18 protein-coding genes are annotated in these 20,258 nt (G+C 73.1%); 10 read left to right on the forward strand and 8 right to left on the reverse strand.

Annotation, left to right across the window (positions count from 1 at the left end; translation table 11 throughout):
* The first annotated feature begins 84 nt into the window (after positions 1 to 84).
* The 4 genes from DN069_RS26475 to dacB all read left to right on the forward strand — a co-directional run bounded on the left by DN069_RS26475 (position 85) and on the right by dacB (position 5,137).
* Positions 85 to 873, forward strand: a complete 789-nt coding sequence (locus DN069_RS26475; protein WP_111505016.1) for a COG4705 family protein — start codon at positions 85 to 87, stop codon at positions 871 to 873.
* Positions 874 to 1,016: 143 nt separating this feature from the next.
* A complete protein-coding gene (locus DN069_RS26480; RefSeq protein WP_111505018.1) occupies positions 1,017 to 2,543 on the forward strand; it encodes a dihydrolipoyl dehydrogenase family protein in 1,527 nt (508 codons plus the stop codon).
* Positions 2,544 to 2,609: 66 nt separating this feature from the next.
* Complete coding sequence (locus DN069_RS26485; RefSeq protein ID WP_111505020.1) at positions 2,610 to 3,647, forward strand: nitronate monooxygenase; 1,038 nt, start codon at positions 2,610 to 2,612, stop codon at positions 3,645 to 3,647.
* Between the two features lie 326 nt (positions 3,648 to 3,973).
* Complete coding sequence (gene dacB / locus DN069_RS26490) at positions 3,974 to 5,137, forward strand: D-alanyl-D-alanine carboxypeptidase/D-alanyl-D-alanine endopeptidase (RefSeq protein ID WP_111505022.1); 1,164 nt, start codon at positions 3,974 to 3,976, stop codon at positions 5,135 to 5,137.
* 73 nt (positions 5,138 to 5,210) lie between these two features.
* Here the strand turns inward: dacB and DN069_RS26495 are convergent, their stop codons facing one another.
* Positions 5,211 to 7,376, reverse strand: coding sequence for an NEW3 domain-containing protein (locus tag DN069_RS26495; protein ID WP_111505024.1), 2,166 nt, complete (start codon positions 7,374 to 7,376; stop codon positions 5,211 to 5,213).
* A gap of 176 nt (positions 7,377 to 7,552) precedes the next feature.
* Entirely contained in the window at positions 7,553 to 8,179 is a 627-nt protein-coding gene (locus DN069_RS26500) for a LysE family translocator (protein ID WP_111505026.1), read from the reverse strand.
* A 108-nt stretch (positions 8,180 to 8,287) separates the two neighbouring features.
* Here DN069_RS26500 and DN069_RS26505 point away from each other — a divergent pair, with 108 nt between their 5' ends.
* Positions 8,288 to 8,740 carry an Lrp/AsnC family transcriptional regulator gene (locus DN069_RS26505; RefSeq protein WP_111505028.1) on the forward strand — a complete coding sequence of 151 codons (453 nt, stop codon included), beginning with the start codon at positions 8,288 to 8,290 and terminating at the stop codon, positions 8,738 to 8,740.
* A gap of 42 nt (positions 8,741 to 8,782) precedes the next feature.
* Here the strand turns inward: DN069_RS26505 and DN069_RS26510 are convergent, their stop codons facing one another.
* The 3 genes from DN069_RS26510 to DN069_RS26520 form a co-directional block, all read right to left on the reverse strand.
* Positions 8,783 to 10,030, reverse strand: a complete 1,248-nt coding sequence (locus DN069_RS26510; RefSeq protein WP_111505030.1) for a nitrate/nitrite transporter — start codon at positions 10,028 to 10,030, stop codon at positions 8,783 to 8,785.
* 1 nt (position 10,031) lies between these two features.
* The gene (locus DN069_RS26515; RefSeq protein ID WP_111505066.1) at positions 10,032 to 10,661 is read right to left on the reverse strand and encodes a class F sortase; all 630 of its coding nucleotides are present in this window, start codon (positions 10,659 to 10,661) and stop codon (positions 10,032 to 10,034) included.
* Between the two features lie 170 nt (positions 10,662 to 10,831).
* Complete coding sequence (locus DN069_RS26520; RefSeq protein ID WP_111505032.1) at positions 10,832 to 11,266, reverse strand: hypothetical protein; 435 nt, start codon at positions 11,264 to 11,266, stop codon at positions 10,832 to 10,834.
* Between the two features lie 274 nt (positions 11,267 to 11,540).
* Between DN069_RS26520 and DN069_RS26525 the strand changes: the two genes are divergently transcribed.
* From DN069_RS26525 to DN069_RS26535, 3 genes are all read left to right on the forward strand, one after another.
* Positions 11,541 to 12,683 (forward strand): ROK family protein, encoded by a 1,143-nt coding sequence (locus DN069_RS26525; protein WP_111505034.1) that lies wholly within the window; start codon positions 11,541 to 11,543, stop codon positions 12,681 to 12,683.
* A 48-nt stretch (positions 12,684 to 12,731) separates the two neighbouring features.
* Positions 12,732 to 13,913 carry a Gfo/Idh/MocA family protein gene (locus DN069_RS26530; RefSeq protein WP_111505068.1) on the forward strand — a complete coding sequence of 394 codons (1,182 nt, stop codon included), beginning with the start codon at positions 12,732 to 12,734 and terminating at the stop codon, positions 13,911 to 13,913.
* Positions 13,914 to 14,026: 113 nt separating this feature from the next.
* Entirely contained in the window at positions 14,027 to 14,800 is a 774-nt protein-coding gene (locus DN069_RS26535; protein WP_111505036.1) for a PIG-L family deacetylase, read from the forward strand.
* Between the two features lie 7 nt (positions 14,801 to 14,807).
* On the opposite strand, the gene DN069_RS26540 is transcribed toward DN069_RS26535, so the two are convergent.
* Positions 14,808 to 15,362, reverse strand: coding sequence for a helix-turn-helix domain-containing protein (locus DN069_RS26540; RefSeq protein ID WP_111505038.1), 555 nt, complete (start codon positions 15,360 to 15,362; stop codon positions 14,808 to 14,810).
* Between the two features lie 135 nt (positions 15,363 to 15,497).
* Here DN069_RS26540 and DN069_RS26545 point away from each other — a divergent pair, with 135 nt between their 5' ends.
* On the forward strand, positions 15,498 to 16,649 hold the full coding sequence (locus DN069_RS26545; protein WP_111505040.1) for an aryl-sulfate sulfotransferase: 1,152 nt from the start codon (positions 15,498 to 15,500) through the stop codon (positions 16,647 to 16,649).
* Positions 16,628 to 17,962, forward strand: a complete 1,335-nt coding sequence (locus DN069_RS26550; RefSeq protein ID WP_243639747.1) for a uracil-xanthine permease family protein — start codon at positions 16,628 to 16,630, stop codon at positions 17,960 to 17,962. Before DN069_RS26545 ends, DN069_RS26550 begins: the two co-directional genes overlap by 22 nt.
* 28 nt (positions 17,963 to 17,990) lie before the next feature.
* On the opposite strand, the gene DN069_RS26555 is transcribed toward DN069_RS26550, so the two are convergent.
* Together DN069_RS26555 and soxR are read right to left on the reverse strand one after the other, a co-directional pair.
* Complete coding sequence (locus DN069_RS26555; protein ID WP_111505042.1) at positions 17,991 to 19,643, reverse strand: S53 family peptidase; 1,653 nt, start codon at positions 19,641 to 19,643, stop codon at positions 17,991 to 17,993.
* 139 nt (positions 19,644 to 19,782) lie between these two features.
* Entirely contained in the window at positions 19,783 to 20,256 is a 474-nt protein-coding gene (soxR, locus tag DN069_RS26560; RefSeq protein ID WP_111505044.1) for a redox-sensitive transcriptional activator SoxR, read from the reverse strand.
* Positions 20,257 to 20,258 lie beyond the last annotated feature (2 nt).

The raw sequence follows: 20,258 nt of genomic DNA on the forward strand, positions 1-20,258 counted from the left end.
CCGTTTCCATAAGTCGGTGAAGATTTCCAGCTGGGGGTTCCCGCGGTACGAAGGCGTCATCCGGGTGTGAAAAGCTCTGCGGCTATGGCGAGAGATCAACTGCTGCAGGCGGACCACGGTCGGGCGGACGCCCGCCAGGCGCTGAGCAAGGTGCCGGAAGTCACGGTGCTCTTCTGGATCATCAAGGTGCTCACCACGGGCATGGGCGAGACCACCTCGGACTTCTTCGTGAAGAAGTACGACCCGTTCCTGGTCGTGCCCGCCGCGGGCGTGGTGCTCGCCGTCGCGCTCGCGGTGCAGCTGGCCGCCAAGCGCTACAACGCGGCGATCTACTGGTTCGCGGTCGTCATGGTCAGCGTCTTCGGGACCATGGCCGCCGACGTCCTGCACGTGCAGCTCGGCGTTCCCTACATCGCCTCCAGCGTCTTCTTCGCGGTCGTGCTCGCCGGGATCTTCGCGCTCTGGTACCGCACGGAGAAGACGCTCTCGATCCACAGCATCACCACACGGCGTCGCGAGCTCTTCTACTGGGCGACCGTGCTCACCACCTTCGCGCTCGGCACCGCGACCGGCGACATGACCGCGAGCACCCTGAAGCTCGGCTACTTCGCGTCCGGCCTGCTCTTCGCCGCCCTGATCGCCATCCCCACGATCGGCCACTGGAAGCTGGGCCTGAACGCGATCTTCGCGTTCTGGTTCGCCTACATCGTCACCCGCCCGCTGGGTGCCTCCTTCGCCGACTGGATGGGCGTGTCCCATGAGCGCGGCGGTCTGAACTGGGGCACCGGCTGGGTCAGCCTCGTGCTCGGCGTGCTGATCGTCGCGTTCGTCGGCTACCTCGGCGCCAGCCGCAAGGACGTCGCCCGCGCCTGAGCGGGAGATGACGCAAGTGTGACGTCCGCACGGATGAGCGTGCCCGGCGCGATCGCCTCCACCAGAATGGCAGGGCGCGCAGCGGCCCGCGGTTCCGAGCGGGAACGGCCTGCGCTCCCCAGCTGAGGAAGCAGGAGAGGCTCATGGCGGCGGCAGTCGATCCGGACCGGTCGGAGTGGGACGTCATCGTGCTGGGCGGTGCGGCGGCCGGCGAGAACGCCGCGCAGTACGCCGCCCAGTTCTCCGGCCTGGAGACGGTCCTCGTCGAGGCGGAGCTCGTGGGCGGCGAGTGCTCGTACTGGGCGTGCATGCCCAGCAAGGGTCTGCTCCGGCCGGTCGAGGTACTGAACAACGCTCGCCACCTGCCCGGCGTCGCCTCGCTGGTGGGCCGCGCCGGCGTCGACGTCGGGGCGGTGCTGGCCCGCCGCGACGCCATCGTCAACAATCTCGACGACGCGAGCCAGGTGAAGTGGGCGCTCGACACAGGTATCGACGTGATCCGCGGCTACGGCCGGCTGACCGGTGAGCGGACCCTCGCCGTGACGGCGCCGGACGGCTCGGTGCGGACCATCACCGCCCGCCACGCCGTCGTGATCGACACCGGCACCAGAGCCGCCGTCCCGGACATCCCCGGCCTGCGCGCCGCGCATCCGTGGACCTCGCGGGACGTCACCCACGTGCACCGGATCCCGTCCCGGACCGCGGTGCTCGGCGGCGGCGTGGTGGGCTGCGAGTCGGCCACCTGGCTGCGCGGCCTGGGCGTCGAGGAGCTGACGCTGATTCACCGGGGCCCGGGGCTGCTGGAGAAGGAGGAGCCCTTCGCGGGCGAGCTGGTCGCCGCCGAACTGCAGAAGAGCGGGGTCGACCTCCGGCTGGGCCGGTCCGTCGTCGGCGTGCGACGCGACGACGCGGGCAACACCGGTGTCGGCCTGCCGCACGGTGGCCCGGCCACGCTGACCCTGGACGACGGCTCGGAGCTGACGGTCGACGAGATCGTCGTGGCGCTGGGCCGGACGCCGTCCACCGGTGACATCGGTCTCTCCTCGATCGGCCTGCCGGACGGCGGCTTCCTCGCCGTCGACGACCAGCAGGCCGTCCAGGGCGTGCCGGGGCAGTGGCTCTACGCCATCGGCGACGTCAGCGGCCGGGCGCTGCTCACGCACATGGGCAAGTACCAGGCCCGGATCGTCGGCGAGGTCATCGCCTCCCGAGCCGGAGCGGCGGGCGTCACCGGCGTCACCAAGGCTCCGGGCGGCTTCGCCGCCGAGCTGAGCAGCGCCGAGGGCCACCGGGCGGTCCCGCAGGTCACCTTCACCGACCCGGAGGTCGCCTCCGTCGGTCTGAGCGAGCGCCGGGCCCGCGAGGCCGGTATCGACGTCGAGACGGTCGAGTACGACATGGCCGCACTCGCCGGCACCTACCTCCTGCGCGAGGACTACGCGGGCCGCGCCAAGCTCGTCGTCGACAGCGCGACGGACACCCTTGTCGGCGCCACCTTCGTCGGCAGCGGCATCGCCGACCTGCTCCACGCCGCGACCGTCGCCGTGGTCGGCCGCGTCCCACTCTCCGCACTCTGGCACGCCGTGCCCAGCTACCCGACCCCGAGCGAGATCTGGCTCCGGCTGCTGGAGACCCTCAACCGGCAGCGCCGCCTGGGCGACCAGGGCTGAGACCGCGCGCCCGACCCCTACCCAACGACGCTGCCGAACGACGCTGCCGAAGGAATGAGAGAGCGCATGACCTCGCCCCTGGAAGCATTCCGGCTCCACCTCCCGGTGCTGGCCGCGCCGATGGCCGGTGGGCCGAGCACGCCGGCGCTCGTCACCGCCGCGGCGCGGGCCGGGAGCCTCGGGTTCCTCGCGGGCGGATACAAGACGCCCGAGGCGCTGGCCGCCGAGATGGCCAAGGTACGGAGCGCGGGCGGGCCGTTCGGGGTGAACCTCTTCGCACCCAACCCCGTCCCGGTCGACCGCGCCGCGTTCGAGCACTACGCCGCCTCGCTCGCCGAGGACGCACGGGCGCTGGGGCTGGACCCGGCCACGCTCGGCGGGTCCCCGGTCGAGGACGACGACCGCTGGGCCGAGAAGATCGACCTGCTGCTCACCGACCCGGTGCCGGTCGTCAGCTTCACCTTCGGGCTGCCCGACGTGGCGGTCGTGGTCTCGCTGCGGGCCGTCGGGACCGTGGTCGTGCAGACCGTCACCTCGCCCGCCGAGGCCCTGATCGCCGCCGAGCTGGGCGCGGACATGCTGGTCGTCCAGGCCTCGGCCGCCGGAGGCCACTCCGGGACGCTGACCCCGCAGGTGATCCCGGATCAGGTCCCGCTGCCGGAGCTGGTCGCCCAGGTGCGTGAGGCGGTCGCGCTGCCGCTGATCGCGGCGGGCGGCGTCGGTACGCCCGAGGGGGTCGGTGAGGCGCTGCGCGCGGGAGCCGTGGCCGTCGCCGTCGGCACCGTCCTGCTCCGCGCCGACGAGGCCGGCACCTCCGCGACCTACCGTGACGCCCTGGCCGATCCGGCCCGTCAGGAGACCGTGGTCACCCGGGCCTTCACCGGTCGCCCGGCCCGCGGGCTGCGCAACGGCTTCACCGACCGCCACTCGGCCTCCGCCCCCATCGGTTACCCGGCCCTGCACCACCTCACCTCGCCGCTGCGCCGCGCCGCGGCCGCTTCCGGCGACGCCGAACGGCTCCATCTCTGGGCCGGCACCGGCCACCGGCACGCGACGGCCGAGCCGGTCGCCGACATCCTGACCCGCCTCGCGGAGCGGAGCTGAGGACGAGCCGCCCCGGGACCTCGGCGGACGTTCGGTAACGATCCGGGACGGGCGGTGAAGCGTTCTTGCAGGTCAAGTGAGCAAGCCGAGCGGTTTCGTCCTATTCGCCCCAGAGTGTTGAGCTACCGTCAAGGACGAGATCCCTGGCACAATCGGGCGGTCTGTCGCAGAAGATCAGCCGTCCATCGCGGGCCGGCGCGCTGAGCGCGCCCGGCTCTGGGGGAGTCATGTCTCGGCCTCGCCGTACCCTTCGTCCTGCCCTGCGTCGTGCGTGCGTCGTCGCGCTCGTCGGGGTTTCCGCGCTCAGCCTCGGAGTCGGCACGGCCATGGCCGCCGGTGCCACCGCGGGGGACCAGCGCATCGCGCACAACCTCGACGTGCGCTTCCACCCGTTGGCGAACTCGCAGGCAACCGGCGAGGTGCTGGACGCCGCCAGTGGCCGCGTCGTCTGGTCGTCGGGGGCCGGCGCGCAGCTGATGCCCGCGTCCACCACGAAGGTCGCGACCGCGATCGCCGCCCTCACCGTGCTGGGCCCGAACCACTCCGAGCGCACCCGCGTGGTGCTCTCGGGCCACGCGCTCTACCTCGTCGGCGGCGCCGACCAGCACCTGACCGGCGACGACGTGAACGCCCTGGCCGACGCGGCCGCGGCCGCGCTGAAGGCCCGGCACGTCGGCAGCGTCACGCTCTACGTCGACGACTCGCTCTTCCCGCACGACCAGCCGACCTCGCCGGGCTGGCAGCCCGGCTACATACCGGGCGAGATCTCCTCGATCAGCGCGCTGCAGGTCTTCGGGCACGAGAACGTGGACAGCGCCCTGTACGCGGGCAACGTCTTCCGCTCACGGCTCGGCACGCACGGCATCGGCGTGCAGGGCCACACCCTGCCGCGCGGCAAGGCACCGCGCTCCGGCGTCCAGCTCGTCTCGCACACCTCGCCGTCGCTGGCGTACGAGGTGGAGCAGATGCTCAAGGACAGCGTCAACGACAACGCCGAGGGCTTCGCGCGGCTGACCGCGCTCGCCGTCGGGCAGCCGGCCGACTGGCAGGGCGCCACCCGCGCGGTGCTCGCCGAGGTCGCCCGCTACCACGTGCCGCTGAGCGGCGTGCACCTCTACGACGGCAGCGGCCTCTCCCGCGACGACCGGATGACGGCCTCCGCGCTGGCGTCCATGGCGGCGCTGACCGTCGACCCGCGCTACGCGTCCGTGCTGAAGCCGGTGCTGACGGGCTTTCCGATCGCCGGCGTGGACGGCACCCTGGGCCCCGGCTGGGGCCGGTTCACCACCTATCCGACGGACTGCGCCAAGGGGAAGATCGACGCCAAGACCGGCACGCTGACCGGCGGGATCGCCCTGGCCGGCGTCACCGTGAACAAGACGGACGGCCGCTGGAAGGCCTTCGCCTTCCTGGAGATGGGCGGCTTCAACACCACCTCGGCCCGCGACCTGATCGACCGTTGGGCGACCACGGTCCAGGGCTGCTGGTAGCCCCGAGCCGCATGAGAAGCCGCCGCCCCGTCGTGCTCGGGGCGGCGGCTTCCGGTGTGCAGAAGCCGGACGGCTACGGCTGCACGGCGAGCCCGAACACGTGGATCGCCGGCGCGTTCGGCAGGGTGACGAAGCGGACCGTCTTGCCGGGGGTCAGCGGCACGGTGTTGGTGAACACCCCGTAGCTGATGCCGTAGTTGGCCGGACCGGTGGGCGTGTCGCGGTGGTCCGTGGTGAAGGCGGTCTTCGCGCCGTAGGCGTCGGTCGGGGCGCAGCACCAGTTGGGGAAGCCGAGTTGGCCGGTGCTGGTGCTGCCGTCGGTGTAGGTGACGGTCACCGTGCCGGAGACGAAGCCCGCCTCCGCGCCGAGGAAGCCGAGGGCACTGCCCTGGCCGCCGAAGGTGATCTCCTGGCCGCCCGCGGCGACGTTGTCGACGGTGCCGGGCGCGGCCGAGGGCCAGGTGAAGCTCAGGCCGTTGGCCTTGATCGTGGCACCCGGGGTGGCCCCGGCCTTGGCGAGCGCCTCGGTGGAGTAGCTGTCGCCGCCGCCGTCGAGGTTGCCGGGCGTGGTGTCGCTCTCGGAGGTGGCGCCGACGTTGTCGAAGGCGGAGGCCAGCGTCGGGTACGGGACGACCTGCACGATCGTCTGCTGACCGGCCACCGTGTCGACCCGGCCCGAGCCGACGGCCCGGTAGGCCGCCGTCGCGCTGATCGGCGTCACGGTCGTGCCGGGCGCGCCCTGCGGTCCGTGGACCGTCACGGTCGTGCTCGCCGAGCCGCCGGCGGCGACGCGCGGCAGCCGCGCGGAGGACGGGGTGACCGTCCAGCCCGCCGGGGCGGCGAAACGCAGCCGCGCGTCGGCGAGCGCCACCGCGCCGTGGTCGGCGAGGGTGACACGGTACGTCCCGGGGTGCTGCGCGGTGCTGACGTCGTGCCAGGTGATCGCCGTCGCGGGCGCGAGACCGCGGGCCGCGCCGGAGTGGACCCGGAGCAGGACGGTGGCGTGCGGCGGCACGTCCGCCGAGATCACCCCGGTGGTCTCGGTGACCTGCTTGGTCACCAGGTCTCGCAGGGAGTAGCCGGCGGCCGCCCGCAGGCCGGCCTTGGCCGCCGTTGTGGTGACGGTCTGGGCGCGGTCGGAGGAGTTGAACAGCGCGACGGCCCGGTCACCGCCCGCCAGCGGCTTGCTCAACACGTCGTAGCCGGTGCCCTGTTGGACGATTCGGCCCTGGATGCCGAGGCGGTCCTGGTCGACGGCGATGACGTCCTTGTTGCCGAGCACGGCGAGCGCGGCGGGGGACAGGTGGGTGAGGTCGGTGCTGGATATCAGCGGCGCGGCCATCATGGACCAGAGCGAGACCTGGCTCTGGATCTCGTCGCGGCTCAGCCCGGAGTCGCCGGCGAGCAGGAAGTCCGGGTCGTTCCAGCGGCCCGGCCGCTGCAGCGCCGCGAGGCCCACGTTGTAGCCGTAGTTGTAGTCGATGGACGCCCACTTGTCGGCGCCGCTGTCCTGGCCGAGCGCGATGTCCGCGCCCTCCCGCCACAGGTTGCCGAGCTGGGCGGACCAGCGGATCACCGAGTCCCAGTTCGCCTCGCCCTGGAAGTAGGCGGGGGCCGAGATGGAGAAGACGATCCGGCGGTGCGTGTTCAGCAGCGCCTGGCTCATCGCGGTGTAGGTGTCGCGGTAGCTCTGCTCGTCCGTCTCACCGGTTTTGGTGGGCACGTTGCAGCCGTCGAGCTTGACGTAGTCGACGCCCCAGGAGGCGAAGAGGTCGGCGTCCTGCTGCCAGTGGCCGAGTGAACCGGGGTAGCCGCCGCAGGTGTTGGTCCCGGCGTCCTCGTAGATGCCGAACTTGATCCCGAGCTTGTGCAGTTGCTGCCCGACGTAGGCCATGCCGTGCGGGAAGAGCTTGGGGTTGGCCACCAGGTCGCCCGCCGCGTCGCGCTGCTGCGCCATCCAGCAGTCGTCGATCGTGACGGTGTCGTATCCCTTCTTCGCCAGTCCCGTGCTGACCAGGGCACGGGCGTTGCCGAGGATGGTCTGTTCGTCGATGCCGCACTGGTAGTAGGACCAGTCGTTCCACCCCATGGGCGGGGTGGGGGCGAAGTTCGGGTACTGCGTCACCGCCCCGGCGGCGGCCTGGGCCGGCGGGGCGAGGAGTAGGCCGGCGGAGGCGGCGGCCAGAGTCGTGCAGCAGGCGACGGTGGCACGCAGCCACCGGGGCAGGGGAGTCGTCACGCGGCGACCTCACGGCATCTCGGGGTCAGGGCGGGGTCAGGGCATGGTGGCTGACGTGTCCTCAGCAGCCGGGACTCTTTCTACGGGACGGTGCTCATTTTTGACAAGACCTGGGATTAATCAATCAGGTCCGCGCACCGGTCCTGCCAAGCCTTGCATATGCCCCGCGCGCGAGGTCAGCGCACCAGTCGCTCCGCCAGCAGCAGCACGCCGATCACCACCATCGCGGCGCCGGAGCAGCGCGTCACCGCGCGGGCGACGGCGGGGCGGGCGCGCAGCACGCGCCGGGCCGCGGTGCCGACGCCCGCGTAGACGGCGGCGCAGTTGGCCGTGTGCACCAGGCCCAGCAGCGCGATCTGCGCGGCGAACGGCCAGGCCGCTCCCCGGGTGGCGAACTGCGGCAGCAGCGCGACGAAGAGCAGCAGCGCCTTCGGGTTGAGCCCGCTGATGCCGGCGCCCTTCGCGGTCCGGCGCAGCCACGACACGGCGGCGGGATCGTCCTCGGCTCCGGCGGCCTGCGGGGTCGACGGTCGGGTCAGGGTGGCGACGCCGAGCCGCACCAGGTAGCCGGCGCCCACCGCCGTCAGCACCGTCAGCACCAGCGGCGACCCGGCGACGAGCGCGGCCAGGCCCGCGGCCACCACCGCGGTCAGTGCGACGTACCCCAGCAGCAGTCCGCCGACGGCGGGCAGCACCGTCCGGTCCCGCAGGCCGGCGGCGATGGCGTGGGCCCAGTCCGCGCCCGGGACCAGCACGAGCAGGAACGACACCGCCCAGAACGCGCCGACACTGCCCATCGCCATGGTCTTCCCCTCACCCTTCGACGTTCGAGGGGAAGACTAGGGCGAATCGGACAGAAGGTGCTTCCAAGAATTCCTCGGCGCTCCGCCCATAGTGGAAGAATCTTCCCCATGGACGACGTGGACCGGAAAATTCTTGCCGAGCTCCAGCAGGACGGGCGGCTGACCCTCACCGAGCTGGCGGAGCGGGTCCGCCTCAGCGTCTCCCCCTGCCACCGGCGGCTGCGCGCGCTGGAACGCTCCGGCGCGATCGCCGGCTACCACGCGCGCCTCGACGCGAACAGCCTCGGCCTGACCTTCGAGGCGCTGGTCTTCGTGACCATGCGTTACGAGGACCGCGAGACGGTCGCCGCCTTCGAGCAGGCGGTCGCCGAGATCCCCCAGGTGCTGCAGGCGCAGCGGCTCTTCGGTGACCCGGACTACCTGCTCCGGGTGGTCACCCGCGACCTGGCCGCCTACCAGCAGCTCTACGACGAGCGCCTGGCGACGCTGCCGGGAGTGCAGCGGCTGAGTTCCACGCTGGTGATGAAGAGCGTCGTCGAGGCGCGGTCGTTGCCGCTGTAGGCCAGACGCCGCAGACCGGAACCTGTAGGCCGGGCGCGAGGATCAGGACGGACCGGCCTGGTCCCGGCCCGCGTCGCGCATGCGGCCGTAGGAGTAGACGCAGCCGGCCAGGGCGACGTCGGACAGCAGCATGAACCCGATCGAGTAGGAGTGCTGGGTGCTGTAGACCGCGCCCATCACCAGCGGCGGCAGGAAGCCGCCGAGCCCGCCCATCGCGCCGACGATGCCGGTGACGCTGCCGACCTGGGACACCGGGGTGACCCGGGAGACCAGCGCGAAGACCGAGCCGCTGGCCGTGCCGAGGCCGCCCGCCATCAGCAGCAGCACCACGGTCGCGCCCGGCGTCAGCTTGGGGTCGAAGGCCTGGACGATGGCGAGCACCGCGGTGATCGCCAGCGCCCACGCGGTCACCACCGCCGGGTGGATCCGGTCCGCGAGCCAGCCGCCGACCGGCCGCAGCAGCACCGTGACCGCGGCGAAGCCCGCGGCCTTGGTCCCGGCCTCGGTGGCGCTGAGCCCGTACCAGGTCTTCAGGTAGGTCGGCAGGTAGACGCCGAAGGCGACGATGCCGCCGAAGCCGATCGCGTAGAGCGCGGACAGCTCCCAGGTGACCCGAAGCCGTCCGGCCCGCGCCAGCCGGGCACCGAGTGAGTCGGTGGGGACGGCGCGGTCGGGCCGGTCCCGCAGCAGGAAGAAGGAGACCACCGAGAACGCCGCGAGCGCGACGGCCACGATGAGGAAGGGCAGGTCCTGCCCATGTTTGTACAGCCGCGGGGTGAAGTAGCCGGACAGGGCGACGCCGCCCATGCCCATGCCGAACACGCCCAGCGCCGCACCCCGGTTGGCGGGCGGGAACCAGGAGTTGACCAGCGGGACGCCGATGGCGAAGGTGGTGCCGCCCAGCCCCAGCAGGAAGCCCACCGCGACCAGCGTCCCGTAGGAGCCGCGGGCCGGGATCAGCAGCAGCACCGGAACGATCGTCAACGCGCTGACCAGCGGGAACATCAGCCTCGCGCCGTAACGGTCGGTCAGCGCCCCGACCGGGACCCGGCCGAGGGAGCCGACCAGCACCGGCACGGCCACCAGCAGTGACTGCGCGAACGAGCTCATGTGCAGCTTCTGGTCGAAACTGCCGGCCAGCGGTGCGATCAGGTTCCACGCCCAGAACGTCAGCGTGAAGCCGATCGTCGCCACCGCCAGGTTGAGCCAGGCCGTGGCGCCGGGCCCCTTTGCCGTGTCGGCCGCTCCGGCCGGGGGCGCCGCGGGGGTTCCGATCCGGGGCTCGGCCATCTCAGACGCTCTTCGACCGGGTCGAGCCGGTGAGGTGGGCGAAGACGACCACGTTGCCCAGGTACTCCTGCCGGGACTTGTCGAAGCCCGCGCCGCAGGTGATCAGACGCAGCTCCGGGTCCGCGGTCTGGCCGTAGACCTGCTGGGTCGGGAAGCTGCTGGCGGCGTAGGCCTGCACCGCGTCGATGGTGAAGACGGCCGTGGTGTGGTCCGCGCGGTCGACGTCGATGGTCCACCCCTTCTTCAGCGCGCCGAGGTTGTAGAAGACGGCCGGCCCCTGGGTGTTGTCGACGTGTCCGGCGATCACCGCGGTGCCGCTCTCGCCCGGGGTGATGCCGGCCTGGTACCAGCCGGCCAGGTTGCGGTCGGCCTCCGGCGGAGCGTCGAGGTGGCCGTTGGCCAGCAGCGACAGACCGGTCAGCGGGGCGTTGACACCGATGACGGGGATCCGCACCCGGGTCGGCGTCGCGGGCGGGAGCGGTGTCGCCGCGCCGGACGGGCTCGCGCTCGGGGGCCCGGAGGCGAGACCCTGCGCGGCCGTGGGCTGCGGCGGCGGGGAGTAGCGCGGCCAGCCGTGGACGACGAGGGCGGCGCCGATCAGTACGACGGCGGCGATCGAGGCGATCACCATGAGGTGGCGACGCCGGCTGGTGGGCTGGTTCTCCACGGTGCTCACGCGGGACTCCGGTACGAGGGTTGCGGCAGGGGATCTGGGGGTGGGGCCGGAGAAGGCCCGGCCCCGGGTGCGAGCGCGGCACGAGGCCGCGGCGCGCACACGGGGCCGTCTGGGATCGCGAGGGGTCAGGCGCGGCCGGAGGCGCGGCGGCGCTTGAACAGCACCGTGCCGCCGACACCGGCCAGCGCGACCAGGGCGGAGCCCGCGGCGAGGTCCGCGGTGTTCGCGCCGGTGCTGGTGGAGCCGACACCGGTGGTCATGGTGCCGCTCGGGCTGACCGGGCAGAGCCGGGCGGCGCGCGAGGCGGCCGCGTCGGCGGCCTCCTTCAGGTCCTCCAGGTTGGCCCGCTCGGCCTTGCCCGGGTGCCCGCCGTCCTTGATCTGCTTCTTGAAGTCCCGCCACGCCGCCTCGAACGCGTCCTCGGCCTTCTCCGCCTTGACGACCGCGCGGTGGCAGTCGTCGTGGTGGTGCCCCGTGGTCGCGGCGTTGGCGGCCGGGGCGGCGAACATCAGGCCGACGGCGACGACCGCGGTGCCGGCGATGGTGGAGATGGTGCGCATGTTGGACCTTTCGTCACGGGTCGGCGGAGGCTCCGCTCGTCCCTGTCTGAAAGTCATAAGAAATGTCTTAAAGTCGTCCCGCACCTCGAGGATTCGGCCTGACGGGTTGTCGAATTACGGCGTGTCAGTGCACGATTTGGCTGGTCAGAAGCGGTATAAGCGGGGCCTGTGCCGCCCGTGGAGATCCGCTCCGTCGGAGTAACCCCAAGGGGCCCTAGGATCGGCATCCGGCTCCCGTGACGGGGGCGCCGGGGCGAGACGAGCTGGAGGACGGGTGCCACGCGAGAGCGGTGACGCGAGCTTCCTGCGCCGGCTCAACCAGGTCGCCGTGCTGCGCGGCCTGCACGGGACCGAGACCGCCACGCTCGCCGAGCTGGCCCGCACCGCCCGCCTCTCCCGCGCGACCACCGAGACGATCATGGAAACGCTGCTCCGCGAGGGCCAGGCCGAGGAGTTCGCCCCCAGCGCGACCGAGCGCCTGCGCGGCCGACCGGCCCGGCGCTTCGCCTTCCGGGGAGCCGTGGGGCACGTGGCCGGGGTCGGCATCGGCGGGGCCCGGCTCACCGCCATGGTCGCCGATCTGCGCGGCCGGATCGTCGCCCGCGAGCAGGTGAGCGCCCCGCCCGACCTCCCGTCAGCGGGCCGCCTGGACGCCATCGCCGCGCTCGTCGCGCGGGCCTGCGCCGGGGCGGGCATCGCCGTCGCGGACCTGACCGCCGTCGGCGTCGGCACCACCGGCGTGATCGACGGAGCCGGACGGGTGGTCAAGAGCGTGGTGCTGGCCGACTGGACGGGCGTGCCGCTCCAGGCCGAGCTGGCCAGGAGGCTCGCGGTCCCCGTCCTGGTCGAGAACGACATGCGGCTGGCCGTGCTCGCCGAGCACTGGCGCGGCGCCGCCCGCGACCGCGCCGACGTGATGTACCTGCACACCGGCAGCCGGATCGGCCTCGGGCTGCTGCTCGGCGGCACGCCCCATCGTGGCTCCCACGCGGCGGCCGGGGAGCTCGGCGGACTCTCCAGCAGCGGCTGGCCGGGCTTCCAGGACGTCGTGGCCTACGCGCGGTCCGTCGACCCCGAGGTGTCGCGCGCGCCCGGCCGGGCGGCGCTGTTGGCGCTCGGCCGGGCCCGCGCGGGCGACGAGGAGGCCGGACGGGCCGTCGACTCCTTCGCCCGCGCACTGGGCCGGGTGCTGGTCGGCCTGGTGACCCCGCTCGACCCCGAACTCCTGGTCATCGGCGGCAGTCTGGCCCAGGCGGGCGAGCAGGTCACCAGGCCGATCCGGGACTGCCTGGCCGAGGCCTGCCTCTACCCGCCCGACGTCGTGGTCTCCGAACTCGGCCCGGACGCGGTCGGCCTGGGTGCGGTGCGCCACGCCCTGAACGAGGCCGAGCGCCTGCTCTTCGCCCCGTCCAACTGACCGCCGCCCCGGCTTCCTGAGGGTGCTGCTGAAAGGAGCTCAGTGACCGTGCAAGACGTGCGCCTCGGCGTGATCGGTCTCGGCCTGCGCCTCTCGCTCGCGCTCGCCGCCCACCGCCCCGGCCGGGGCAGCGTGGTGGCGGCGGTGTGCGACAACGACCCGGAGGCGCTGCGCCGCGGCCTCGACCGGCTCGACTGGCTCCGGCCCGCCGACGCCGTCGCGGACCACCGCCTGCTCCTCGAACGTGCCGACCTCGACGCGATCCTGGTGGTCACCCCGGACGACACCCACGAGTCGATCGCCGTCGACTGCCTGCGCGCGGGCAAGGCCGTCTACCTCGAAAAGCCCATGCACATCACCGTCGAGGGCTGCGACCGCATCCTGCGCACCGCGTACGAGACCGGGACGCGGCTCTACGTCGGCCACAACATGCGGCACATGGGCGTGGTGCGCACCATGCGCGACATCATCGCCCGCGGCGACATCGGCGAGCCCAGGACCGTCTGGGTGCGGCACTTCGTCTCCTACGGCGGGGACTTCTACTTCAAGGACTGGCACGCCGAACGCAGCCGCACCACGAGCCTGTTGCTGCAGAAGGCCGCGCACGACCTGGACGTCATCCACTGGTTGGCCGGCGGCTACACCGAACGCGTCAACGCTTTCGGGTCGTTGATGCTCCACGGCGACCTCCCGCGCCGCGCCCCGGGCACGCCCCGCCCGGAGGGCTGGCTCCAGGAGTACGAGTGGCCGCCGACGGCGCGGACCGGCCTGAACCACCACATCGACGTCGAGGACGTCTCGGTGATGAACATGCGGCTGGACAACGGCGTCATCGCCGCCTACCAGCAGTGCCACTTCAGTCCTGACTACGTGCGCAACTACACCGTCATCGGGACGGAGGGCCGGCTGGAGAACTTCGGCGACGAGGCGGGCGCGGAGGTCCGGGTCTGGAACACCGGCCCGTCGCGGTACCGGGCGGAGGGCGACGTCACCCACCGGGTGCCCGACGTGGAGGGCACCCACGGCGGCAGCGACACGGCGATCCTCGCCGAGTTCGCCCGCTTCGTCCGCGCCGGCGGCCCGACCGACACCTCCCCGCTCGCCGCGCGGATGAGTGTCGCGGCCGGCTACATGGCGACGATGTCACTGCGCGACGGCGGACGGCCCTACGACATCCCTCCGGTGGCCCCGGAGCTCGTGGCGTACTTCGAGAACGCGCAGCGGCGGTAGCGGGGCGCCGGGCCGTGCCCGGTGCCGCGGGCGTGGACTAGCGTGGGGCCGGGGTCGTGCTCTCGGGGAGTGCGCCTTGCGGAGACCCGCGCCGACGAGGGGAACGAACCACGATGGAGCCGCGCCACGCCCTGCTGGCCGTGCACGCCCACCCGGACGACGAGTCGCTGTGGACCGGCGGCCTGCTGGCCCGCCGCGCGGCGGAGGGCCTGCCCACCGCCGTCGTCACCTGCACCGACGGCGAACTCGCGGACGGCAGCTCCTTCGCCGCGCCCGGCACCCGCGGCAAGGAGTGGGCCCAGGCCCTGCAGATCCTCGGCGTCACCTCCTCGGCGATGCTGCCCTACCGCGACTCCGGCCGCCTCGGCCACGGCCAGGGCTCCCTGTGCGCCGCGCCCTTCGACGACGTCGTCGCCCATCTCGTCGGCCAGATCCGGGCGCTGCGCCCCGTCGCCGTCGTCACCTACGACGCGGCGGGCGGCTCCGGCCACCTCGACCACATCCGGGTCCACCGCGCCACGCTCGCCGCGATCGAGGCGGCAGCGGTCCCGTACCTGCTCCCCGCCCACGGCCCGGCCTGGGCCGTCGAGTCGGTCTGGCTCGCCACCGTCCCGGCCTCCCTCGCCCGCGACGCCGCCGCGATCGGCCTCCAGCCCGCGGAGGTCCCGGCCACCCCGGACGACCGCATCGCCGTCTCCCTCGACGTCCGGCCCTGGCTGGACACCAAGTGGGCGGCGCTCCAGTGCCACGCCTCCGAGTTCGCCCGCGGCGCGGGCGTCTCGGCCTTCGCCGACCGGACCCTGCGGGAGCTGGGCCTCGGCCGCGAGTTCTACCTCCACCGGCCGGGCCCCGGCGCCCCGAGCGTCGCGGGCGTGCCGGCGCTCTGAGTCGGCCTCAGCGGCGTGGGCCGTCGGAGGCGGCGACTACCAGGAGGCGAGTGTCGGGGGCGAGGCTCCGCCAGCGGTGGCGGGTTCCGGCGGCGAGGTAGAGGGTGTCGCCGCGTTCGAGGCGGTGGGTCCGGCCCTCCGCCTCGACCTCGGCCGCGCCATCCGCGACGTAGAGCAACTCGTCGCCCTCGTGCAGGAATTCACGGTCGGCCCGGTGCTCGCCGATGAACTCGAGCGCGTGCAGCCGGCGCGCGCCGCGCACCAGCGGGCGCACCCCGGCGTCGGGGGAGAGGCCGGAGTCGTCCGCCGCCCGGACGAGGTCGACCTGACGGTCGCCCGCCTCCGCAGCGGCCAGCAGTTCGACGGCCGTGGTCTCCAGGCCGTCCGCGATCCGCTGCAGTGAGCGCATGCTCGGCCGAGCGCGGTCGTTCTCGATCTGGCTGAGGAACGGGACGGACAGCCCGGTGCGACCGGCCACCTCCGCGAGGGTCAGTTCCAGGGACCGGCGCCGGCGCCGCACCGCCGCGCCGAGTCGCGGCTCGGTCTCCTCGGCGTCGCTCATGATCACTGCTCCTCCCTGCCGCTCACCTTACGGGCTCCCGGAGCACGTTTCGCACGCCTGCAACACCGCCGTCACACGGGGCTCCTATCGTCAAAGGACTTTGATCCCATCAAAAAAACTTTGAAGGAGTCTCGCGTGCCCCGAGTCGACCAGAACCAGCGCCGCCGACGCGGCACCGGGCTCATCGCCCTCGATCCCGACGCGGCCTTCCCCGGCCTCACCCTCTTCGCCCCCCTCACCGGGGACGGCGAGGTGTACCTGATCGACCTGCACGGAGCGACCGCGCACCGCTGGCACCTCCCCTACCGGCCGGGCCGCCACGCGCGGCTCCTCCCCGGCGGGGTGCTCGCCTACAACGGCGTGCTCCCGGGCGAGGAGGCGCTCTTCCCGATGTGGCACAAGTACCGCGGCGGTGTGATGCTGCGGGCCGCGCCGGACGGCACCGTGCTGTGGGAGCATCGGGACCCGCGCCAGCACCACGACGCGCACCACCTCGACGACGGCGGCGTCCTCTACACCGGCCTCGAACCTCTGCGGGGCGCCGAGGCGCAGGCGGTCCTCGGCGGCGTCGCCGGCTCCGAGGCGTGGGGGTCCGCCCGGACGAAGTCCGGGGGAGGCGGGACGGTGTGGGCCGACACCATCACCGAGGTCGGACCGGACGGATCGGAGCGCTGGAGCTGGCGCGCCGCCGAACATCTCGACCGCGAGGCCTACCCGCTCCACCCCGACTACGCCCGCGAGCACTGGCCGCTGATCAACAGCGTCACCCCGCTGGCCGACGGCAACGTGCTGGCCAGCCTGCGCAGCGTCTCCGCGGTCGTGGTGATCAGCCGGGCGACCGGCGAGATCCTGTGGCGCACCGACCCCGGCACGGTCTCCCAACAGCACCACCCCACCGAACTGCCCGACGGCCGCCTCCTCGTCTTCGACAACGGCGTCTTCCGGCCCGGCCACGACGTGCCGTACTCGCGTGTGGTCGAGATCGACCGGGCGGGCGGCGAGGTGGTGTGGGAGTACCACGACCCGGCCCGGGAGTCCTTCTTCGCGCCGTTCATGGGATCCGCGCAGCGGCTGCCGAACGGCAACACCCTGGTGACCGACTCGCCCGCGGGGCGCCTCTTCGAGGTGACCGCGGAGGGCTACCTCTGCTGGGAGTACGTCGTGCCGCACTTCGGCGCGTACGCCGAGTCCGAGGTCCGGGCCCTGTTCCCGGCCGAGCCCAACGCCGTCTTCCGCGCCTACCGGCACGCCCCCGAGGAGATCCCGTGGCTGCGGACCCAGGACTGAACCCCGCCCCCTCCGACGGGCGACCGCCGCTGCGGCGGCTGGCGCCGCTCGCCCTGCAGCACGTCCTGGCCATGGCGGCGACCCCGGTGTCCACCGTCTTCCTGGTCGCCGCCTCGCTGCGGCTGACGCCGGCTCAGACCGCGTCGCTGCTGAGCGCGGTCCTGCTGGTCTCCGGGGCCGGCTCGGTGCTCCAGTCGCTCGGCGTGTGGGAGTTCGGCGCGCGACTGCCCTTCGTGATGCTGCCGGGCGGCGCTGCCACCGCGCTCTTCGTACAGATCGCGCACGACCACGGTCCGGCCGTCGCCTCCGGATCCGTGCTGCTGGCCGCCGCGCTCCTGCTCGCGGTCACCCCCTGGTGCGGCCGGGTGGTCCGGCTCCTCCCGCCGCTGGTCATGGGGGTGACGGTGCTGCTGGTCGGCATCTCCATGGTCCGGGTGACCACGCAGCTCCTCACCGGCCCCGGCGGACAGGCGGCGACCCCCGGCGCCTCGGCCGCGGCCGGGCTCACCGTGCTGGTCACCCTCGTCGCCCATCTCCTGCTGCGGGGTGCGTGGCGGCAGTCCGCCGTCCTGCTCGGCCTGGTCGGGGGCACGCTGCTCACGGTGGTCTCCGGCCTGGGCCGGCTCGCCCCGGCCGCCGGAGCCGGCGTCTCCCTCCCGCACCTGCTGCCCTACGGCACGCCGGTGTTCGACCTGCCCGCGGCGCTCCCGCTGCTGCTCTTCAGCCTCACCTCGCTCGCCGAGGCCACCGGCCAGACCGTGCTCAACAGCGACGTGCCCGACCCCGGCCGGGACGTCCCGCGCGTGGCCCGCGCGGACGCGCTGGCCTCGCTGCTCGGCGGAGTCCTCGGCACGCCTCCGATGGTCACCAGCTCCGAGAACATCGGCATCAACCGCCTGACCGGAGTCCGCAGCCGCGAGGTGACGGCCGCGGCCGGTGCGCTGCTGATCGCGGCGGGCCTGTTCTCCCCGCTGTCCCGCCTGGTGGCCGGGCTGCCCGCGGCGGTGGTGGCCGGCTCGGCCCTGGTCGTCTACGCGGCGATCATCGTCATGGGCGTGGAGATGCTCAACCGGGTCCGGGCGAGCGACCCGGCCACCACCGAGCCGCTGACCGTGGGCCTCGCCCTGACGGCGGGTCTGCTGCCGGTGGTGGCGCCCGGCCTCTACGCCGGGCTCCCGGCGACCGTCCGCACCGTCCTCGGCAGCGGTGTGGTCGCCGGAACCCTGACGGCGATCCTGCTGCACGCCCTCACCCGCGCCGCCTCCCCGGCACGCGCCCGCGGCGCCCTGGGGCCGCCCGTCCGAGGACGGTGACCCCTGGGTGCCCCGGGGCTGGTGGGCCCTATCCCAGCTCGGCGCCGAGGAAGCCCGCGCCGTTGTAGGACCCCCAGCCCGTCACGTCGTCGTAGCCGGTCCCGGCGTTGTAGGCGCCGTTGCTGCCGCTGGTGACGTCGTGGAAGGCGGAGTGGTACTGCGAGGACTCCGCCAGCGTGTAGAGGGTGGGGTTGGCGAAGCCGAAGGCGGGCTTGCCCTTGGCCTTGGCCTCGTCGTCGTAGATCGCGGTGAAGGCCGCCCAGTTGGGCGCGGCGGCGCTGGTGCCGCCGACCTCGCCCCAGCTGCCCTGGCTGTAGACGGCCCAACCGCTGCTCGGATCGGCGTCGGCGGCGACGTCCGGGACGGTCCGCTTGGAGCCGCCGTTGACCGAGGCCTGATAGCCGGGGGTGGCGAATTCGGAGGAGACGCCCCCGCCGCTGCCCGACCAGGCGGTCTCGCCCGACCAGGCGCCGGTGGAGCTCAGCTTGAGCGTGGTGCCGCCGGTGCCGGTGACCGACGGGTCGCTGGCCGGGAAGTCGACGGAGGTACCCCCGTTCCCGGCGTCGTCGGACCCGCTGTCACCCGAGGCCGCGTAGACCGACTGCCCCTGGGCCGCGGCCTCCTGCAGATCGGTGTGCACGGCCGTGAGGTTGCTCGGCGTCTCGTCGGCCTCGTCGATGCCCCAGCTGGTCGAGATCACCGGTACGTCGTCGCTGACCAGTTGGGCGTAGACGGCGGTCTCGCCCGCGTCGCTGTTGGGGGCCTCGTAGACCTTGACCGTGCTGCCGGGGGCGATGGCCTGGACGACCTCGATGTCGAGCTCGTCCTCCACCTCGCCGGAGAGGTCCGTGGTGCCGCCGCTGACGTTCACCACCGTGGGGGTGCTTGGCTTGAGCGCGAAGTGGCTGTCGTAGGCGGCGATGTCGCTCTGGGCGAAGGCGGAGAACTCCAGCAGGGCCACGGTCGAGCCGGCGCCGGTGTATCCGGCGTTGATGGCGGAGTTGAGGTTGTAGGCGCTGCGGGCCTTGGGCGGCGTCAGGCCGGTGACCGCGCGGGCCCCGGTGTGGGGCGCGGGCTTGGCCGGGACGGCGTGCGAGGTGAACCGTGCGTAGTCGTTGAGACCGGAGATGTCGGTGACCGCCGAGGCGATCGCGGCCGGGAGCCGTGGTGCGAGGGTGTTGGCGAAGAAGTCCCGCCCGCTGCGCGGCTCGTGGAAGGTGGCGAGGCGCGTGCCGAAGGCCCGTTCGAGCTGCGCCGCCGTGCCGCTGGCAGAGAGGGAGAGCCGGTTGGCGGTGGGTGCGCCCACCTTCAGCCCCTGCGCGGTGAGGAAGGCGGTGACCCGCGCGACCGTCGCGGCGTCGGCCCCGTAGCGGTCGGCGAACTGGCGCACGGTCAGATAGTGCTTGTACTGCGCGGAGTCGGGGTTCGCGACCTGTGCGAGGAAGGCGGCGAGACCCTCCCGGTTCCGGGGTGCGAGGCTGAGCTGCACGGATATGCGCCGGTCCGGCGCGACGGCGCCGGTGGCCACGGAGTGGCTGAGCCCGGGCAGCAGATCGCCCGCCACCGCGCTGGTGCGGGCGGGCGCGCCGGCCGCGAGTGCGGGAGCGGCGCCGGCGCCGAGGGCGATGATCGGGAGCGGAGCGGCCAACAGGCCGACGAGGGCCCTGAGACGTCGAGACACGACGGTGTCCTCCTGGGACTCACGCGGGAAGCGTCCAGGGATATCTGACGATCAGTCAGATCCTGGCTGACGTGATCAGACTAGGAGGGCACTGTGGCAGCTGAGCGACATGTACATGTCGCCACTTGACGATCTCGTGTCAGTCCCGCCCGGGCGGCTCCGGGGGCGTGTCACCGAGCAGCCACCGCGCGCCCGGTCCGTGGGTGGCGGCGGTGTCGTCCGGGTTGTAGAGGGCGCACTTCTTCAGGGAGAGGCAGCCGCAGCCGACGCAGCCGCTCAGTTTGCGACGCAGCAGTTCCAGCTCGGCGATCTGCTCGTCGATCCGCTGCTGCCAGGCGCGGGCGACCGGCGCCCACTGCGTCGCGTTGGGGGCGCGTTCGGTGGGCAGCCGGGCGAGCGTGTGCCGCGCCTCCTCGAGCGACAGCCCGACGCGCTGCGCGGCCCGCACGAACGCGAGCCGCCGCAGCATCGACCGGTGGTACCGCCGCTGACCCCCGGCGGTCCGCTCCGAGGTGATCAGCCCCAGCTCCTCGTAGTACCGCAACGCCGAGGTGGCCAGGCCGCTGCGCCCGGCCAGCTCGCCGATGGTCAGCCGGTCCGCGGCATGCGGCATGA

Source organism: Streptacidiphilus pinicola, from assembly GCF_003258295.1.
Classification (GTDB): domain Bacteria; phylum Actinomycetota; class Actinomycetes; order Streptomycetales; family Streptomycetaceae; genus Streptacidiphilus; species Streptacidiphilus pinicola.

Bases quoted from the DNA above. Each gene is read 5' to 3' on its own strand.
- DN069_RS26475 (WP_111505016.1), top strand. From the start codon at position 85: ATGGCGAGAGATCAACTGCTGCAGGCGGACCACGGTCGGGCGGACGCC.
- DN069_RS26480 (WP_111505018.1), top strand. From the start codon at position 1,017: ATGGCGGCGGCAGTCGATCCGGACCGGTCGGAGTGGGACGTCATCGTG.
- DN069_RS26485 (WP_111505020.1), top strand. From the start codon at position 2,610: ATGACCTCGCCCCTGGAAGCATTCCGGCTCCACCTCCCGGTGCTGGCC.
- dacB (WP_111505022.1), top strand. From the start codon at position 3,974: ATGGCCGCCGGTGCCACCGCGGGGGACCAGCGCATCGCGCACAACCTC.
- DN069_RS26500 (WP_111505026.1), bottom strand. From the start codon at position 8,179: ATGGCGATGGGCAGTGTCGGCGCGTTCTGGGCGGTGTCGTTCCTGCTC.
- DN069_RS26505 (WP_111505028.1), top strand. From the start codon at position 8,288: ATGGACGACGTGGACCGGAAAATTCTTGCCGAGCTCCAGCAGGACGGG.
- DN069_RS26510 (WP_111505030.1), bottom strand. From the start codon at position 10,030: ATGGCCGAGCCCCGGATCGGAACCCCCGCGGCGCCCCCGGCCGGAGCG.
- DN069_RS26515 (WP_111505066.1), bottom strand. From the start codon at position 10,661: ATGGTGATCGCCTCGATCGCCGCCGTCGTACTGATCGGCGCCGCCCTC.
- DN069_RS26520 (WP_111505032.1), bottom strand. From the start codon at position 11,266: ATGCGCACCATCTCCACCATCGCCGGCACCGCGGTCGTCGCCGTCGGC.
- DN069_RS26535 (WP_111505036.1), top strand. From the start codon at position 14,027: ATGGAGCCGCGCCACGCCCTGCTGGCCGTGCACGCCCACCCGGACGAC.
- DN069_RS26540 (WP_111505038.1), bottom strand. From the start codon at position 15,362: ATGAGCGACGCCGAGGAGACCGAGCCGCGACTCGGCGCGGCGGTGCGG.
- soxR (WP_111505044.1), bottom strand. From the start codon at position 20,256: ATGCCGCATGCCGCGGACCGGCTGACCATCGGCGAGCTGGCCGGGCGC.